Here is a 16,216-nt window from a genome sequence, read left to right on the forward strand (position 1 = left end):
TTCATAGCGTGTGGTTATGAACAACACGCCGCGTATCCGCACCGTCGTCAGCTGCACCCTGCTGGTCGTGTCCCTCGGGGCGGGCGCGACCTCGTGCCTTGGTTCCGACGGCCACCCGCTCGCCGCGAAGCCGTACGACGCGACGGAACAGATCTCCTTCAACGCGCCGTCCGGCGATGCCAAGGCGGACCCGGACAAGCCGCTCGAGGTCACCGTCGAGGACGGCGAGGGCCGGATCACCGATGTCAGGGTGACCGACGAGTGGGGCCACCACCTCGCCGGCGAACTCTCCGCGGACGGCGGCCGCTGGCGCTCCACGGCGCCCCTGGCGGCCGGCGTCAAGTACACCGTCAAGGTCTCCATGGAGGACGAGGACGGCGCCCCGGGCACCCGGACGATCACCTTTGAGACCGCGCCGTCCAAGAAGCTCCTGACCGTTAAGTTCGGCCCGAAGGCGGGCACGTACGGGGTCGGCCAGCCGATCACCGCGGAGCTCACCGCCCCGGTCACGGGCAAGGAGGCCAGGGCGGTCGTCGAAAGCGCTCTGAAGGTCGAGTCCACGCCCGCCGTGGGGGGCACCTGGCACTGGGTGGACGACAAGACTCTGCACTTCCGCCCGAAGGAGTACTGGCCCGCCGGCGCTACCGTCACCGCGGTCAGCAACCTCCAGGGCGTCAAGGTCGCCAACAAGCTCTACGGCGGCGCCTCGAAGCCGCTGAAGCTCACCATCGGCGACCGAATAGAGGCGATAACCGACGCCGGCTCGCACCAGATGACGGTCAAGCGCAACGGAGAAGTGATCAACACCATTCCGGTGACCACGGGCAAGCCCGGCTTCTCCACCCGAAACGGAATCAAGGTCGTGCTCGGCAAGGAGTACTTCGTACGGATGCGCGGTACCAGCATCGGTATCTCCGAGGGCAGCGCGGACTCGTACGACCTGCCCGTCTACTACGCGACGCGTGTCACCTGGAGCGGTGAGTACGTCCACGCCGCGCCGTGGTCCGTCGGCTCACAGGGGTACGCGAACGTCAGCCATGGCTGCACCGGGATGTCCACCAGCAACGCCGCCTGGTTCTTCCGGACCGTGCGCGAGGGCGACATAGTCAAGGTCATCAACAGCTCCGGCGCCGAAATGGCCCCCTTCGGGAACGGCTTCGGCGACTGGAACCTCTCCTGGGACACATGGCGCAAGGGCAGTGCCCTGGTGGCCGAGACCAGGGACGGCAGCAGCCCCGTCGACGTGGCGCGACTGCGGCCCCAGGTGTGACCCGGACCGACCGGATGCGACCCGGACCGAAGGGTGTGACCCGGACCGCCCCGGGCCGGGCGGCCTCAGGCCTGAACAGCGAGCCTGCGGCGCAGCAGAGCGGCCAGCGCGTCCGCGAACTCCACCGGCTCGACCGGAAGCGTCACAGCGGCCTCCGCGCGGCTCCAGGTGGCCAGCCAGGCGTCCTGCGGGCGCCCCATCAGCAGCAGCACGGGCGGGCAGTTGAAGATCTCGTCCTTGATCTGCCGGCAGACGCCCATGCCGCCCGCGGGGACCGTCTCGCCGTCCAGCACGCAGACATCGATACCGCCCTCGTCCAGCGCTTTGAGGACGGCGGGCAGGGTCGCGCACTCCAGGAACTCCACCGGCGGCAGATCGGCGGCCGGCCTGCGTCCCGCTGCCAACCGCACCTGCTCGCGGGTGCCCGAGTCATCGCTGTAGACCAGCACCGTGGCAGTCGCCTGCATTGTTCCTCCGCCTCGTTGGATCAGGAACCGATGCGGCGGATGCTACTCCGTCCGACCCCCTGTCAACAGCGGTTCGGACACCGCTTCGATGGGCCGTTCGGGCAGGACACACCCCACTGACACACCGAACGGCACCCCCCGGGGTGAGGGCGGGATAAGCGACCGACATAATGTCGGTCGTGGCGACAGCAACGACAGTAGAAACCGGGCACGCGCACCCGTCGGTCAATCGGCCGAACCTCACCAGCGTCGGAACCATCATCTGGCTGAGTTCCGAGCTGATGTTCTTCGCGGCCCTCTTCGCGATGTACTTCACCCTGAGATCGGTGACGGGTGCCGAGCACTGGAAGGAAATGGCTTCGGCCCTCAACTTCCCGTTCTCGGCGACGAACACCACGATCCTGGTGCTCTCCTCCCTCACCTGCCAGCTCGGCGTCTTCGCCGCGGAGCGGGGCGATGTGAAGAAGCTCCGCACCTGGTTCACGATCACGTTCGTGATGGGTGCGATCTTCATCGGCGGTCAGGTCTTCGAGTACACCGAGCTGGTCAAGAAGGACGGCCTCTCGCTGTCCTCGGATCCGTACGGTTCGGTGTTCTACCTGACCACCGGCTTCCACGGCCTGCACGTGACGGGTGGCCTCATCGCCTTCCTGCTGGTACTCGGCAGGACGTACGCGGCGAGGAGATTCACGCACGAGCAGGCAACCGCCGCCATCGTCGTGTCCTACTACTGGCACTTCGTCGATGTCGTCTGGATCGGCCTCTTCGCCACGATCTACATGATCAAGTAACGGCGCAGGCACTCGTTGCCTGAAGCAGACACAGTCCAGAAGCATCGACGCAGAAGATCCTGACACCGGGGTAATCCGTGAAAAAGCTCTCCGCACGACGACGCCATCCGCTGGCGGCGGTCGTCGTCCTACTCCTCGCGCTGGCGGCCACTGGGGGGCTGTACGCCGCGTTCGCACCCGCGGACAAGGCGCAGGCCGATGAAACTGCCCAGTCACTCGCCATCGAGGAGGGCAAGAAGCTCTACACCGTCGGCTGCGCAAGCTGCCACGGGATCGGCGGTCAGGGGACCACTGACGGCCCGAGCCTCGTCGGCGTGGGCTCCGCCGCTGTCGACTTCCAGGTCGGCACCGGCCGGATGCCCGCCCAGCAGCCCGGCGCCCAGGTGCCGGCGAAGAAGGTCATCTACTCGCAGAGCGAGATCGACCAGCTCGCGGCGTACGTGGCCTCCCTCGGCGCGGGCCCGATCACGCCGACCGAGAAGCAGTACAGCCCGGAAGGTGCGGACATCGCCAGGGGTGGCGACCTGTTCCGTACCAACTGCGCCCAGTGCCACAACTTCACTGGTGAGGGCGGTGCGCTGACGAACGGCAAGTACGCCCCGAACCTTGAGGGCGTGGACCCCAAGCACATCTACGAGGCCATGCAGACCGGCCCGCAGAACATGCCTTCCTTCCCCGACACCACGCTGCCGGAGAAGGGAAAGCAGGACATCATCGCGTACATCAAGACGGTGAACGGCGACGACTCCGAGAGCCCCGGCGGCCTGAAGCTCGGTGGCCTCGGCCCCGTCAGCGAGGGTCTGTTCGGCTGGATCTTCGGTCTGGGTGCGCTGATCGCAGTCGCCATCTGGGTCGCGGCCCACACCGCTAAGGCCAAGAAGTCATGAGCAGCCAAGAGAATCCAGAAGAGAACCTGCCGTCAGAGCAGGACGCCGCGCACGGCGCGGTAAAGGTCGCGGACGATCCGTTCGCGGACCCGGGGCTGCCGGCGCACAAGCCGCGCATCCAGGACATCGACGAGCGGGCCGCCAGGCGCTCCGAGCGTGCTGTCGCCTTCATGTTCACGCTGTCGATGCTGGCCACGATCGGCTTCATCGCCTCGTACGTGATCTTCCCGGTCGACAAGATCGTCTTCATCTTCCCGTTCGGGCATGTGAGCGCGCTCAACTTCTCCCTGGGGATGACCCTCGGTGTGGCGCTCTTCAGCATCGGCGCGGGAGCGGTCCACTGGGCCCGCACCCTGATGTCCGATGTGGAGGTCGCCGACGACCGTCACGCCATCGCGGCCGATTCCGAGGTCAAGGCCAAGGTCATGGCCGACTTCGCCGCGGGTGCGGAGGAGTCCGGCTTCGGCCGGCGCAAGCTGATCCGCAACACCATGTTCGGTGCGCTGGCCCTGGTGCCGCTCTCCGGTCTCATGCTGCTGCGCGACCTCGGGCCGCTGCCCGAGGAGAAGCTCCGCAAGACGATGTGGGCCAAGGGCAAGCTGCTCGTCAACATGAACACCCATGAGCCGCTGCGTCCCGAGGACGTCGCCGTGGGTTCGCTCACCTTCGCCATGCCCGAGGGCCTGGAGGAGGACGCGGAGGACTTCCAGAAGCAGATCGCCAAGGCGGCCCTGATGATCGTCCGGATCCAGCCGGAGGAGATCAAGGACAAGCGCGAGCTCGAGTGGTCACACGACGGCATCGTGGCGTTCTCCAAGATCTGCACGCACGTCGGCTGCCCGATCAGCCTGTACGAGCAGCAGACGCACCACGTGCTCTGCCCGTGCCACCAGTCCACTTTCGACCTCTCCGACGGCGCCCGCGTCATCTTCGGCCCGGCCGGTCACGCCCTTCCGCAGCTGCGGATCGGTGTGAATGACGATGGAAACCTCGAGGCGCTCGGCGACTTCGACGAGCCCGTCGGTCCTTCCTTCTGGGAGCGCGGATGAGTACTGCGACCGACGACAAGAACCGCAAGGCGCCCGCAGGTGAGCGGGTCGCCGACTGGGCGGACGGCCGGCTCGGGATCTACTCCCTGGCCAAGTCCAACATGCGGAAGATCTTCCCGGACCACTGGTCCTTCATGCTGGGTGAGATCTGCCTCTACAGCTTCATCATCATCATCCTCACGGGTGTGTATCTGACGCTGTTCTTCCACCCGAGCATGAACGAGGTGGAGTACCACGGGACCTACGTCCCGATGCAGGGCATCCGGATGTCCGAGGCGTATGCCTCGACCCTGGACATCAGCTTCGAGGTCCGCGGTGGTCTGCTGATCCGGCAGATCCACCACTGGGCGGCGCTGATCTTCGTCGCGGGCATGCTCGTGCACATGATGCGCGTCTTCTTCACGGGCGCCTTCCGCAAGCCGCGCGAGATCAACTGGCTCTTCGGCTTCCTGCTGCTGGTACTCGGCATGTTCACCGGCTTCACCGGCTACTCGCTCCCGGACGACCTGCTCTCCGGTACGGGTGTGCGCTTCATGGAGGGCGCCATCCTGTCGGTGCCGATCGTCGGCACGTACATGTCGATGTTCCTCTTCGGCGGAGAGTTCCCGGGCGGCGACTTCGTCGCGCGGTTCTACTCGATCCACATCCTGCTGCTGCCCGGCATCATGATGGGCCTGCTGGTGGCGCACCTGATCCTGGTCTTCTACCACAAGCACACGCAGTTCGCGGGCCCCGGCCGGAACAACAAGAACGTCGTCGGCATGCCGCTGCTGCCGGTCTACATGGCCAAGGCCGGAGGCTTCTTCTTCCTGGTCTTCGGTGTCATCGCGATCATCGCGGCCATCGCCTCGATCAACCCGATCTGGGCGCTCGGACCGTACCGCCCGGACCAGGTCTCCACCGGCGCCCAGCCCGACTGGTACATGGGCTTCTCCGAGGGCCTGATCCGCGCGATGCCCGGCTGGGAGATCAACTTCGCCGGCCACACGCTCGCTCTGGGTGTGTTCGTGCCGCTGATGATCTTCCCGCTGGTGCTGGTCGCGATCGCGGTCTACCCGTTCATCGAGTCCTGGATCACCGGGGACAAGCGCGAGCACCACATCCTGGACCGCCCGCGCAACGCCCCGACCCGTACGGCTTTCGGTGTGGCCTGGCTGACCTGGTACGTCATCCTGTTGATCGCCGGTGGCAACGACATGTTCGCCGTCTTCTTCCACCTGTCGATCAACAGCATCACCTGGTTCGCCCGGATCGCCTTCTTCGTCGGCCCGGTGATCGCGTTCGTCATCACCAAGCGGATCTGCATGGGTCTGCAGCGGCGTGACCACGACAAGGTGCTGCACGGGCGCGAGTCCGGCATCATCAAGCGGCTGCCGCACGGTGAGTTCGTCGAGATCCACGAGCCGCTCTCGCAGGAGCAGCTCCACACGCTCACCGCGCACCATCAGTACAGCCCCGCCGAGATCGGCCCGACGGTCGACGAGAACGGTGTCGAGCGCAAGGTGAGCCGCCTGCAGAAGCTCAGGGCCAAGCTCAGCAGGGGCTACTACGGCGAGGGGAACCAGATCCCCAAGCCGACCAGCGAGGAGTACAAGGAGATCACCAGCGGCCACGGCCACCACTGATCGCCTGTACTGATCCCGGCTGATCGCCACAGCGGGAGCCCCGTCCATTCGTTGGACGGGGCTCTTCGCCGTCTGCGGGGCTGGATAGGGTGGAGCCATCCCTATTCGGCTGTGGACCCTGGAGTGGACCATGAACGTTGTGACCCCGGTTGGCGGCGACAGCGTGGCGGACCTCTCCTGGCCCCGCGTTCTCGACGCGCTCCTCAGCAACCGTGACCAGGGCGCCGACGCCACCGCCTGGGCCATGGACCGCATCCTCAGCGGCGAGGCGACGAATGCCCAGATCGCCGGTTTCGTGGTCGCGCTGCGTGCCAAGGGCGAGACGGTCGAGGAGATCTCCGGTCTCGTACGGACCATGTACGCGCACGCCAACCTGATCGAGGTGCCGGGCCCCAGCGTCGACATCGTCGGCACGGGCGGTGACGGCGCCAAGACCGTGAACATCTCCACGATGTCCGCGATCGTCGTCGCCGGTACGGGCGCGAAGGTCGTCAAGCACGGAAACCGCGCCGCTTCGTCGGCCAGCGGCGCCTCCGACGTACTGGAGAAGCTCGGCGTCAATCTCGAACTCACCCCGCAACGGGTCGCCGAGGTCGCGGAGGAGGCGGGGATCACCTTCTGCTTCGCGGTCAAGTTCCACCCGGCACTGCGGCATGTGGCGGCCGCCCGCAGGGAGCTGGGCATCCGCACCACGTTCAACTTCCTCGGCCCGCTCACCAACCCGGCGAAGGTGAAGGCCCAGGCCACCGGTGTCGCGGACGCGCGGATGGCGCCGATCCTGGCCGGAGTGCTGGCCGAGCGCGGCTCCTCGGCGCTCGTCTTCCGCGGCGACGACGGTCTGGACGAGCTGACGACGACGGCCACCTCGCGGGTGTGGGTGGTACGGGACGGGGTGGTGCGCGAGGAGGCCTTCGACCCGCGGGACGTCGGCATCGACCTGGTGCCCGTGGAGGCCCTGCGGGGCGCGGACGCCTCGTACAACGCCGATGTCGCGCGCCGGCTGCTGAGTGGCGAGACCGGGCCCGTACGGGATGCCGTACTGCTCAACGCGGCCGCGGCTCTGGTGGCGCTGGAGCCGACGGACCGGAGCCTGAACGAACAGCTCGCGGCGGGCATCTCGAAGGCCGCCGCTGCGATCGACTCGGGCGCGGCCAAGGCGGCACTCGAGCGGTGGATCGCCGTCAGCAACGCCTGAGAGGGCAGTGGCGTGACGCAAGGCGCGGTTCCTCTTCCTGTCTCAGGAACTGGACCGCGCCTTGCGCGTCGTGGGACGTATGGCAGGATGCTTTCCAAGGTCATGAGTGACAGCGATTAAGGCCCCGGCTCGCTGTCCGGCAACCCTCCGTCCGTGGCGGGGTGCCCCGGGTGAAGACCAGGCCGTAGGCAGTGAGGTCTACGGCAAGCGCGGACCCCTGCACACCCTGGGGTCCTGGTCCTCAAGGGAGCAGTCTCGTGAGCAAGCGAATGCGATAGGGCTGGCAAGCCCCTTCTTCAGCAGACCCTCCGTACGGCGATCGCCGTGACGTGCGAGGGCATCCCCGTACACAGAGCCCTCACCCGGCTGCCGTGCGGGTCCGTCGAAGCCTCCCCCTAACTCCGTCGGGGGGACCCCCAGCCTTGTCCTGCCGGGAGATACCGCCATGTCCGCATGCCCGAACACCGTTGAGACCGCCACCGCGACTGCCACCGCGACCGTCTCCGCCACCGCTGCTTCCTCCGGGTCCGCCGACCCCGCCTGCGCAGCGCCGCTGCCGGTACTCGGCCGCGATGTGACCGTTCCGCTGGTCACCGGCGGCGAGGTCACCTACGCGGCCCTCGACTACGCGGCGAGTGCCCCGGCCCTGCAGCGGGTGTGGGACGACGTGGCCGCCTACGCCCCGTACTACGGCAGCGTGCACCGCGGTGCCGGGTACCTCTCGCAGCTCTCCACCGACCTTTTCGAGAGCAGCCGCACGACGGTCGCGGAGTTCCTCGACTGCCGCGCCGACGACCAGGTCGTCTTCACCCGTTCCACCACCGACTCGCTGAACCTGCTGGCCGCCGCGCTCCCCGCCGACTGCCAGGTTTTCGTCTTCGAGACCGAGCACCACGCCGCGCTGCTGCCGTGGGCGTCCCCCCGCGCCGCGGGGCGCAGGGGGAGCGAGGCCCGGGTGACCTTTCTGGACGCACCGCGTACGCCGGCCGAGGCCGTCCGGGCGCTGGAGCGCGCGCTCGCCGACCGCACCGCGCCTGGTCACGAGGGGCGCGGGCCCGCCCTGGTCTGTGTGACCGGAGCGTCGAATGTCACCGGTGAACTGTGGCCGGTGAAGGAGCTGGCCGCCGTGGCACACGCCCACGGCGCGCGGATCGTGCTCGACGCGGCCCAGCTCGCGCCCCACCACCCGGTCTCCGTACAGGAGTTGGACGTGGACTGGGTCGCCTTCTCGGGGCACAAGCTGTACGCGCCGTTCGGCTCGGGCGTGCTCGCGGGGCGCGCGGACTGGCTGCGGGACGCGGAGCCGTACCTCGCGGGCGGCGGTGCGTCCCGCAAGGTCGCCCGGCGCGCGGACGGCGGCGTGGACGTCGACTGGCACACCACGGCCGCCCGACACGAGGCCGGTTCGCCGAACGTCATCGGCGTGTACTCCATCGCCTCCGCCTGCAAGGCGCTCACCGAGGCCGGCTTCGACAGCCTCGTCGCCCGTGAACGGCAGCTGGTCGCCAAGGTCCGTACCGGTCTGGCGGAGGTGGAGCAGGTCAAGGTGCTCTCGCTCTTCGGGGACGACGCGCCGCGCGTCGGCGTCATCTCCTTCGTCGTCGAGGGCTGGAACAGCTCGCACTTCGCGGCCGCGCTCTCGGCGGAGTACGGCATCGGCGTACGGGACGGACTCTTCTGCGCCCATCCGCTGGTGCGGACCCTGCTGGGCAGCGACCCGCAGGGCCCGGGCGAGTGCGGTGCGCCGGAGGCCGATCCGGTCGAGCTCTCCCGGCCCTCGGCCGACGGAACCCCCCTCCCGCTCCGCTCGCTCAACGCGATCCGGGTCAGCTTCGGCGCCGGTACGCCGGACGAGCACGTGGAGCGTTTCCTGCGGGCGGTGAAGGAACTCGTCAGCGACGGTGCGCGGTGGAACTACCGCACGCAGGACGGCCGCTGCGTCCCGGCCGTCTGAGCCCTGATGGACGACGAGCCCCCGGACCGGCCGGTCCGGGGGCTCGTCGTGCAGCGGGCGTTACGCGTCGAGGCCGATCGCGAAGGCCGCCTCGAGATCGTGCTGGGAGTAGGTGCGGAAGGCGACATGCGTATCGGTTCCCTCGACGCCCGGGATCTTGCTGATCCGGCCGGGGATGACATCCGCGAGGTCGTCGTGCTTGGCCACTCGCACCATGGCGATCAGGTCGTACGTACCGGTGACGGAGAAGACTTCGCTGACGCTGTCCAGCGCGGCGATCGACTCGGCGATCTCGGGGATCCGGTCCACGCTGGTCTTGATGAGCACGATCGCGGTGATCACGGTTGGCTTTCTCCCTCGGTGGCCGCTGCTTGGGCCTTCACTCTAGTCCCCTGCCGGAAACGTCCCCAGGCATAGAGAAAGCCCAGCCCGAACCCCACCAGATGTGCGAGATACGCGACTCCCGGGCCGTTGCCCGCGCCCCGCGCCGCCAGCCACTGCAGGACGAACCAGAAGATCAGCACGATCCAGGCGGGGAGGCGCAGCGGCAGGAAGAAGAGGAACGGGAAGAGACTGGTGACCCGGGCCTTCGGGAAGAGGTAGAGGAAGGCGCCGAGCACGCCCGAGATCGCCCCGGACGCTCCCACCAGGGTCTGCTCGGAGCCGGCGTTGGCCGCCGCGTAGGCGAGCAGCGCCAGATATCCGCAGCCCAGATAGAAGAGGGCGAACTCCAGCTGTCCCATCCGCTCCTCGGCCATCGCCCCGAAGACGTACAGGAAGAGCATGTTGCCCAGCAGATGCAGCCAACTGCCGTGGACGAAGAGGGCCGTGAGGGGTGTGATCAGCGCGCGGGGGGAGGAGCTGCCCATCAGTTCGACGGGGATGACGCCCCAGCGCGCGAAGTATGTGCTCTGCCCGGTGAGCAGCGCGTCACCGGTGCCGTACACGGGATTGAGGCCGGAGGCGGGACTGAGGACGAACACCGCACAGCAGACGGCGATCGCGCCGTACGTCATCGCAGGTCCTGAGGCCGCGCCCCGGACAGCACCCCACCAACCGATCATGGACAGAGCATGGCGTAGTGGGACTGAACGGTACAGAGTGCCTCGCCGCGTCAATGGGGACCCGCGAGGCCGTAGGGTTACAGGCAGTACATCCGCAGTTCGACGGCGCACAGCGGCACCCGCAACCGCACCACGAAAGAGGACGGCACGATGACGACGGTTCCCCGGCCGACGGCCGAGACCCGCTGGCGCTGCACGCTCTGCGGCAACCTCACCCGCTTCGATGTCACCCGTTCCTCCAAGGTCGTCGAATACGTCCATCTGGACCTGGCCGGAGAGCCGACGATCGAGGAGCGCGAGGTGGTCAGTGAGACCATCGAGTCGGTGCGCTGCCGGTGGTGCAACGCGGTGGACCAGATCGAGCTGGTGGACAGGCCGGGCGCTGCTTCCTGACGGAGCGGCCCGAACGGGTAGTGGGGTGACGGATTGTGGAGCAGCCTGCAAGCGGCGATGAGCCGGCCGGTGCGGCCGGTGACGCCGCCGAGGCGCTCGACCGCCCGCTGCCGGAAGGCGTACGGCGCAGGGTCATGGCCCTGGTCTCGGACGCCTTCGGCGGCCTGACCGTCGCCGAACTTCCGTCCCAGTTGCGACAGTACGCCCGTTTCACCCCGTCCCGGCGCGCCAAGTACGCGGGCAATGCGATGGCCGCGGCCCTGGAGAGCGACCCGGTCTTCCGGCAGCGTATCGGTGAGCGGCTCAGCCAGGCCCAGCCGGAACTGTCCGGGGCGCTGGAGACGGGATCGCCGCCCGCGGCCGCCGATCCTGTCGATGTGGCGGCCGCCGCCTATGTCCTGCGGCCCACCGGATGGGTGAAACTCGTCGCCGCCGCGGGTGAGGAGGCCCAGCGGGCCGACGCCGAGCGCGCCGACGAGGCGGGCAGGCGTGAGCTGGAGCGGCTGCGCGAGGAGCTCGCCGAGGCGCGCAGCCAGATCAAGAGCGAGACCGAGCGGCTGCGTACGGAGCTGGAGACGGCCCGCAAGGAAGCCGAATCGCTTCGCCGCAAGCTGCGCAGTGCCCAGAGCGATGTGAAGCGCGGTGAGGCCGCCCTGCGCCGCAGGGACGCCGAGACCGAGACGATCAGGTCGGAGGCCGCGGTCCGGGTGTCGGCGGCCGAGAGCGAGAGCCGGCGGCTGAAGGCGCGCCTCGGCGAGGCCGAGGCGGCCGTGGAGGCCGGCCGCCGGGCCGCCCGCGAGGGCCGCTCGGTCGAGGACATGCGGCTGCGGCTGCTGTTGGACACGGTGCTCGACGCGGCTCAGGGCCTGCGCCGTGAGCTGGCCCTGCCGCCGGCCGGTATCCACCCCGCGGACACGGTCGACGCGGTCGAGCCGGGCCGGATGTCACCCAAGGACATCGCGGCGCGCGCGCTTTCCGAGACCGATCCCGCCCTGCTCGAGCAGCTGCTCGCGCTGCCGCAGGCGCATCTGGTGGTGGACGGCTACAACGTCACCAAGACCGGCTATCCGACGATGCCGTTGGAGAAGCAGCGGCTGCGGCTGCTCGGCGGGCTCTCGATGCTCGCGGCGCAGACCGGCGCCGAGATCACCTGTGTCTTCGACGGTGCGGAGCTGGCGGCGCCGGTGCTGCTGGCGCCGCCGCGCGGGGTGCGGGTGCTGTTCTCGAAGGCGGGCGTGACCGCGGACGAGCTGATCCGTCAGCTGGTACGGGCGGAGCCGCCCGGCCGGCCCGTGGTGGTGGTCTCCACCGACCGTGAAGTCGCCGACGGAGTGGCGAAAGCGGGTGCCAGGCCGGTCGCGTCCGCCTTGTTGCTGAAGCGGCTTTCGCGCGTCTAGTAACTACCGCGCCAAATGCCCGAATTAGCGGTGTCTTTGGCGGACGTAGTGTCAAGTGGCCACTACTACGCGTGTGATGAATGTAAAGAATGCGCTCGCGGACCCAGATTTTTCTCATCAGGATTTGAACTGATCACAAGAAGGTCACTAGGGTCGGGCCTCGAACCTTCGCGCGGTTGATTGCCCATCCGGGGCGACAGCGAAGGAACCGCCGAGTTCGTACAGTTCATCCCTTTTCTCCCGGGGAATTGACGTGCGGACGCCGGGGATTCAACCCCCCACAGCCCGGTAGGCGGCTCGAGGAAGAAGGAGCTCGCCTTCGTGGCGTCCCACCGTCGTCCCAAGCAGCCGAGCCGCACCCGTGTGACCGTGCTCACCGCGACCGCCGCTGCGGCCGTAGCTCTGACCTCCCAGGCCGCCCAGGCCGACCCGAAGCCGAGCAAGAGCGAGGTCAAGGAGAAGGTCGACAAGCTCTACGAAGAGGCGGAGAAGGCCACCGAGAAGTACAACGGGGCCAAGGAGCAGCAGTCGAAGCTCGACAAGCAGATCGACGCGCTGCAGGACAAGGTCGCCCGCGGCCAGGACGAGCTCAACACCCTGCGCGACGGACTCGGTTCGGTGGCCAGCGCCCAGTACCGCTCCGGCGGCATCGACCCCGCCGTGCAGCTCTTCCTCTCCGCCGACCCGGACAGCTACCTGGACAAGGCCTCCGCGCTGGACCAGCTGGGCGCCAAGCAGACCGAGGCGCTCGCCGAGATCCAGGCCAAGCAGCGGACCCTCGCGCAGCAGCGCAAGGAGGCCCAGGACAAGCTCGGCGACCTGGCCGACACCCGCAAGCAGCTCGGTGAGAAGAAGAAGGAAGTCCAGACCAAGCTCGCCGCCGCGCAGAAGCTCCTGAACTCGCTCACAGCGAAGGAGCGCGCCGCGCTCTCGGCCGACGAGTCCCGCGCCAACCGCGACAACTCGCGTGCGGATCTCGGCAATGCGGTCCCGGCCTCGCAGCGGGCGTCCGCCGCGTTCTCCGCCGCCCAGAGCAAGATCGGTTCGCCGTACGTCTACGGCGCCTCCGGCCCCAGCTCCTTCGACTGCTCCGGGCTGACCTCCTGGGCGTACGCGCAGGCCGGTGTCTCCATACCGCGCACCTCCCAGTCGCAGGCCAATGCCGGTACCCGCATCTACTCGCAGGGTGCGCTCCAGCAGGGCGACCTGGTCATCTTCTACGGCGACATGCACCACGTCGGCTTCTACGCGGGCAACGGCCAGGTGCTGCACGCCCCCAAGCCCGGCGCGAGCGTGCGCTACGAGTCGATCGGCAACATGCCGTTCCAGTTCGGTGTACGCATCTGACGCGGCCCTGACCGCCGCCGGCCGGCTTTCACTTCCGCCCAAACGGGGGAATTCGGTCAACTCTCGCTGACGCCGCGCCCCGCCGATGACCTGTGGTCTCCGGCGGGGCGTCACTTTGTGTGCCCGGCACGGCCTTTGGCCGCTCCGTGGTCGTCCGGTTACTCTCTGCCGCGCAACATCCTTACAGCGGAAGGGAGCGCGGCCTGTGGCGTCCCATCGCCGACCCTCACAGTCCGGCCTCACTCAGAGCGCTCGGGTCACCGTCCTGTCCGCTGCGGCGGCAACGGCCGCGGCAGCCCTCGGCGCCGCACCGGCGAGCGCCGACCCGCACGACGCCACCGAGGGCGGCCGGGCCAAGGTCGACCGGCTGTACGAGGAGGCCGAGCAGGCCACCGAGCACTTCAACAAGGCCGGTGAGCGGGTGGACCGGCTGCGCGAGCGGGTGGCACAGGCGCAGGACCGCGTGGCCCGCGGCCAGGAGCACATCAACCGCATGCGCGGAGCGCTCGGTTCGGTGGCGGGGGCGCAGTACCGCTCGGGCGGTATCGACCCCGCGCTCGCCCTGCTGCTCTCCGCGGACCCGGAGACCTACCTCGACAGGGCCGAGACCCTGGACCGCATCAGTGAGCGCCAGACGACCGCCCTGCACGATCTTCAGCGGGCGCAGCGCAGGCTCGGCCAGGAGCGCGTGGAGGTCACCCGCGACCTCTCCGAGCTGGAGCGCAGCCGGACCGCCGTCGCCCGCCACAAACGCACCGTCGAGCGCAAGCTCACCGAGGCGCGGCGGCTGCTGAACTCCCTGCCGTCCGCGGAACGCGCGGCCTTCGACCGGATCTCCCGCTCCGGCCGCGGCTCCATGCCCGAACTCTCCGGCCTCGCGCCCGCCTCGTCACGGGCGGCCGTGGCCGTGCGGGCGGCCCGCAGCGCCGTCGGCCGGCCCTATGTGTGGGGTGCCAACGGGCCGTCCGGTTTCGACTGCTCCGGCCTGATGCAGTGGTCATACGCCCAGGCGGGAGTAGGACTGCCGCGCACCTCGCAGGCGCAGCGGTACGCCGGCCGGCAGGTCTCCCTGGCCGAGGCGCGGCCCGGTGACCTGGTGGCATACCGCAGCGATGCCAGCCATATCGCGATGTACATGGGAAACGGGCAGGTGGTGCACGCCCCGTACCCGGGCGCACCGGTGCGCTACGACCCGGTGCGCATGATGCCTGTCTCCTCGGTGACGCGCGTCTGACCCTCCCGCGTTCCGTACGATCGGCGGGGTGGCAGGTCAGGGGCGCACGAGGCGTCGGGTTCGGGCTGTGCGGCGTGTGGCGGGGCTGGGCCTCGCCGCGGCGCTGCTGGCGTCCGGCTGCGCGGCTCCCGAGGCGCCCGGCACCACCGTGCGGGACATCCGGCGGACGCTGGACGAACGCGCGGCCGCCGTCCTCGGCCACGACCGGGGCGCCTATCTGGACGCTCTCGCGCCCGAGGCCACGCGGCTGCGGGCGACAGCGGGCAAGGAGTTCGAGAATCTCGCGGACGTGCCGCTGCGCTCTTGGGAGTACCGGCTGGGGCAGGTGCGGCGCCAGGGATCGCGAGCCGTCGCGGAGGCCGAACTGCGCTACCGGATAGACGGCTACGACACCGCGCCCGTGATCGCTTCCCGCAGGCTGGAGCTGGCCGAGCGCGACGGCCGCTGGTACGTGACGGCCGACAGCGCGGCCAAGGGCGCCGGCCAGCAGCTCTGGCAGCAGGGCGACGTCCAGGTCGTACGGGGCAGGCACAGCATCGTCCTCGCCGTCGGCCAGAAGGCCGAACGGCTGCGCTCGCTCGTGGCGACTGCCGACCGCGCCGTGCCCGCCGTATCAAAGGCCTGGCACTCGAAGTGGACGGGCCGCGTGGTCGTCCTCGTCCCCGCCTCGCTGGACGCCATGGGCGCGCTGCTGGGCGCGCCGGCCGCCGGATACCGGGGGATAGCCGCGGTCACCACCGGAGAGACCGGAGCGGCCGGGAAGGCGCCCGCGGACCGGGTGATCGTCAACCCGGAGGCGTACGGAGTGCTCGGCGACTTCGGCCAGGGCGTCGTGCTCACCCACGAGACCACCCATGTGGCCACCCGCGCCCATACATCGGCGGCCACGCCGATGTGGCTCTCGGAGGGCTTCGCGGACTGGGTGGCGTACCGGGACACGGGCCGTACGGCGGGCCAGGCCGCCCCGGAACTCCAGCGCGCGGTCCGGCGCGGCGACGTGCCCGCCGCGCTGCCGGACGACGCGGACTTCGCCTTCGGCGGGGACGCGGACGGGCTGGCGCAGGCGTACGAGGGCGGCTGGCTGGCCTGTGAGCTGATCGCCGCGCGATGGGGCGAGGAGCGGCTCACCTCGTTCTACCGGGCCGTCGGGGAGGGGAAGGACCGGGCGGGTGCGGTGGAGAAGGCGATGAACGACGTACTCGGCACGACGCCCGCGGACTTCACGGTGCGGTGGCGCGAGTATCTGCGGGAGCGGCTGGAAGGCTGATCAGGGCCGGAGCTGCAGCGATGGCCTCGCTGAGCCACCGCTTCTCCTCGTCGCCCGTAGCGCGGGCGATCCGCAGCATCCCCTGCCGGAAGAGATCGCCGGCCTCCTCGGCCCGTACAGGCCTGCGGTAGAGGAAGGTCGCCGGTGTCCCGGCGTCGTCGTCCAACTGCCGCTCGCCCATGCCCTGGCGGGGCTCGGGCTGCCGGGGGTGTGCCTGGCGATGGGAGTGGCCATGGGGCTGCAGGGCGGGGTGCTCGGGCGGCTCTTCGGGCGGAT

The 16,216-nt window shown here is 69.2% G+C and carries 16 protein-coding genes and 1 riboswitch; of the genes, 12 read left to right on the top strand and 4 right to left on the bottom strand.

What is annotated here, in order from left to right:
- The first annotated feature begins 16 nt into the window (after positions 1-16).
- The gene (locus tag ACWDZ6_RS20540) at positions 17-1,270 is read left to right on the top strand and encodes an Ig-like domain-containing protein (RefSeq protein WP_451503997.1); all 1,254 of its coding nucleotides are present in this window, start codon (positions 17-19) and stop codon (positions 1,268-1,270) included.
- 65 nt (positions 1,271-1,335) lie between these two features.
- On the opposite strand, the gene ACWDZ6_RS20545 is transcribed toward ACWDZ6_RS20540, so the two are convergent.
- Complete coding sequence (locus tag ACWDZ6_RS20545) at positions 1,336-1,737, bottom strand: hypothetical protein (protein WP_451503998.1); 402 nt, start codon at positions 1,735-1,737, stop codon at positions 1,336-1,338.
- A 170-nt stretch (positions 1,738-1,907) separates the two neighbouring features.
- Here ACWDZ6_RS20545 and ctaE point away from each other — a divergent pair, with 170 nt between their 5' ends.
- From ctaE to ACWDZ6_RS20575, 6 genes are all read left to right on the top strand, one after another.
- Entirely contained in the window at positions 1,908-2,528 is a 621-nt protein-coding gene (gene ctaE, locus ACWDZ6_RS20550) for an aa3-type cytochrome oxidase subunit III (protein WP_326649413.1), read from the top strand.
- A gap of 77 nt (positions 2,529-2,605) precedes the next feature.
- A complete protein-coding gene (qcrC, locus tag ACWDZ6_RS20555) occupies positions 2,606-3,415 on the top strand; it encodes a cytochrome bc1 complex diheme cytochrome c subunit (protein WP_366736041.1) in 810 nt (269 codons plus the stop codon).
- A complete protein-coding gene (gene qcrA, locus ACWDZ6_RS20560; protein ID WP_451503999.1) occupies positions 3,412-4,464 on the top strand; it encodes a cytochrome bc1 complex Rieske iron-sulfur subunit in 1,053 nt (350 codons plus the stop codon). The genes qcrC and qcrA overlap by 4 nt, the downstream gene beginning before the upstream one ends.
- Positions 4,461-6,089 carry a cytochrome bc1 complex cytochrome b subunit gene (qcrB, locus tag ACWDZ6_RS20565; RefSeq protein ID WP_451504000.1) on the top strand — a complete coding sequence of 543 codons (1,629 nt, stop codon included), beginning with the start codon at positions 4,461-4,463 and terminating at the stop codon, positions 6,087-6,089. The genes qcrA and qcrB overlap by 4 nt, the downstream gene beginning before the upstream one ends.
- A gap of 130 nt (positions 6,090-6,219) precedes the next feature.
- Complete coding sequence (gene trpD, locus ACWDZ6_RS20570) at positions 6,220-7,284, top strand: anthranilate phosphoribosyltransferase (RefSeq protein WP_451504001.1); 1,065 nt, start codon at positions 6,220-6,222, stop codon at positions 7,282-7,284.
- A gap of 98 nt (positions 7,285-7,382) precedes the next feature.
- A riboswitch (SAM riboswitch) is annotated at positions 7,383-7,500 on the top strand.
- 229 nt (positions 7,501-7,729) lie between these two features.
- Positions 7,730-9,238, top strand: coding sequence for an aminotransferase class V-fold PLP-dependent enzyme (locus ACWDZ6_RS20575; RefSeq protein ID WP_451504002.1), 1,509 nt, complete (start codon positions 7,730-7,732; stop codon positions 9,236-9,238).
- Positions 9,239-9,298: 60 nt separating this feature from the next.
- Here the strand turns inward: ACWDZ6_RS20575 and ACWDZ6_RS20580 are convergent, their stop codons facing one another.
- The gene (locus ACWDZ6_RS20580) at positions 9,299-9,580 is read right to left on the bottom strand and encodes an Lrp/AsnC family transcriptional regulator (RefSeq protein WP_005318592.1); all 282 of its coding nucleotides are present in this window, start codon (positions 9,578-9,580) and stop codon (positions 9,299-9,301) included.
- Positions 9,577-10,302 (bottom strand): rhomboid family intramembrane serine protease, encoded by a 726-nt coding sequence (locus ACWDZ6_RS20585; protein ID WP_451504003.1) that lies wholly within the window; start codon positions 10,300-10,302, stop codon positions 9,577-9,579. The genes ACWDZ6_RS20580 and ACWDZ6_RS20585 overlap by 4 nt, the downstream gene beginning before the upstream one ends.
- A 150-nt stretch (positions 10,303-10,452) precedes the next feature.
- On the opposite strand from ACWDZ6_RS20585, the gene ACWDZ6_RS20590 reads away from it, so the two are divergent.
- The 5 genes from ACWDZ6_RS20590 to ACWDZ6_RS20610 all read left to right on the top strand — a co-directional run bounded on the left by ACWDZ6_RS20590 (position 10,453) and on the right by ACWDZ6_RS20610 (position 15,940).
- Positions 10,453-10,695, top strand: coding sequence for a hypothetical protein (locus ACWDZ6_RS20590; RefSeq protein WP_366736020.1), 243 nt, complete (start codon positions 10,453-10,455; stop codon positions 10,693-10,695).
- 35 nt (positions 10,696-10,730) lie between these two features.
- Positions 10,731-12,092 (top strand): NYN domain-containing protein, encoded by a 1,362-nt coding sequence (locus ACWDZ6_RS20595; RefSeq protein ID WP_451504004.1) that lies wholly within the window; start codon positions 10,731-10,733, stop codon positions 12,090-12,092.
- 321 nt (positions 12,093-12,413) lie between these two features.
- Positions 12,414-13,439, top strand: coding sequence for a C40 family peptidase (locus ACWDZ6_RS20600; protein WP_326649403.1), 1,026 nt, complete (start codon positions 12,414-12,416; stop codon positions 13,437-13,439).
- 205 nt (positions 13,440-13,644) lie between these two features.
- Positions 13,645-14,673: an NlpC/P60 family protein gene (locus ACWDZ6_RS20605; RefSeq protein ID WP_451504005.1), complete on the top strand. Its 1,029-nt coding sequence runs from the start codon at positions 13,645-13,647 to the stop codon at positions 14,671-14,673.
- A 67-nt stretch (positions 14,674-14,740) separates the two neighbouring features.
- The gene (locus ACWDZ6_RS20610; RefSeq protein WP_451504006.1) at positions 14,741-15,940 is read left to right on the top strand and encodes a hypothetical protein; all 1,200 of its coding nucleotides are present in this window, start codon (positions 14,741-14,743) and stop codon (positions 15,938-15,940) included.
- Here ACWDZ6_RS20610 and ACWDZ6_RS20615 read toward each other — a convergent pair.
- Positions 15,894-16,121 carry a hypothetical protein gene (locus ACWDZ6_RS20615; RefSeq protein ID WP_451504007.1) on the bottom strand — a complete coding sequence of 76 codons (228 nt, stop codon included), beginning with the start codon at positions 16,119-16,121 and terminating at the stop codon, positions 15,894-15,896. The genes ACWDZ6_RS20610 and ACWDZ6_RS20615 overlap by 47 nt on opposite strands.
- Positions 16,122-16,216: the final 95 nt, after the last annotated feature.

This window comes from Streptomyces sp. NPDC002926 (assembly GCF_053591755.1).

Coding starts and splice junctions, on each gene's coding strand:
- ACWDZ6_RS20585 (WP_451504003.1), bottom strand. CDS start 10,302: ATGATCGGTTGGTGGGGTGCTGTCCGGGGCGCGGCCTCAGGACCTGCG.
- qcrA (WP_451503999.1), top strand. CDS start 3,412: ATGAGCAGCCAAGAGAATCCAGAAGAGAACCTGCCGTCAGAGCAGGAC.
- trpD (WP_451504001.1), top strand. CDS start 6,220: ATGAACGTTGTGACCCCGGTTGGCGGCGACAGCGTGGCGGACCTCTCC.
- qcrB (WP_451504000.1), top strand. CDS start 4,461: ATGAGTACTGCGACCGACGACAAGAACCGCAAGGCGCCCGCAGGTGAG.
- ACWDZ6_RS20575 (WP_451504002.1), top strand. CDS start 7,730: ATGTCCGCATGCCCGAACACCGTTGAGACCGCCACCGCGACTGCCACC.
- ACWDZ6_RS20590 (WP_366736020.1), top strand. CDS start 10,453: ATGACGACGGTTCCCCGGCCGACGGCCGAGACCCGCTGGCGCTGCACG.
- ACWDZ6_RS20545 (WP_451503998.1), bottom strand. CDS start 1,737: ATGCAGGCGACTGCCACGGTGCTGGTCTACAGCGATGACTCGGGCACC.
- ACWDZ6_RS20540 (WP_451503997.1), top strand. CDS start 17: ATGAACAACACGCCGCGTATCCGCACCGTCGTCAGCTGCACCCTGCTG.
- ACWDZ6_RS20615 (WP_451504007.1), bottom strand. CDS start 16,121: ATGGGCGAGCGGCAGTTGGACGACGACGCCGGGACACCGGCGACCTTC.
- ctaE (WP_326649413.1), top strand. CDS start 1,908: ATGTCGGTCGTGGCGACAGCAACGACAGTAGAAACCGGGCACGCGCAC.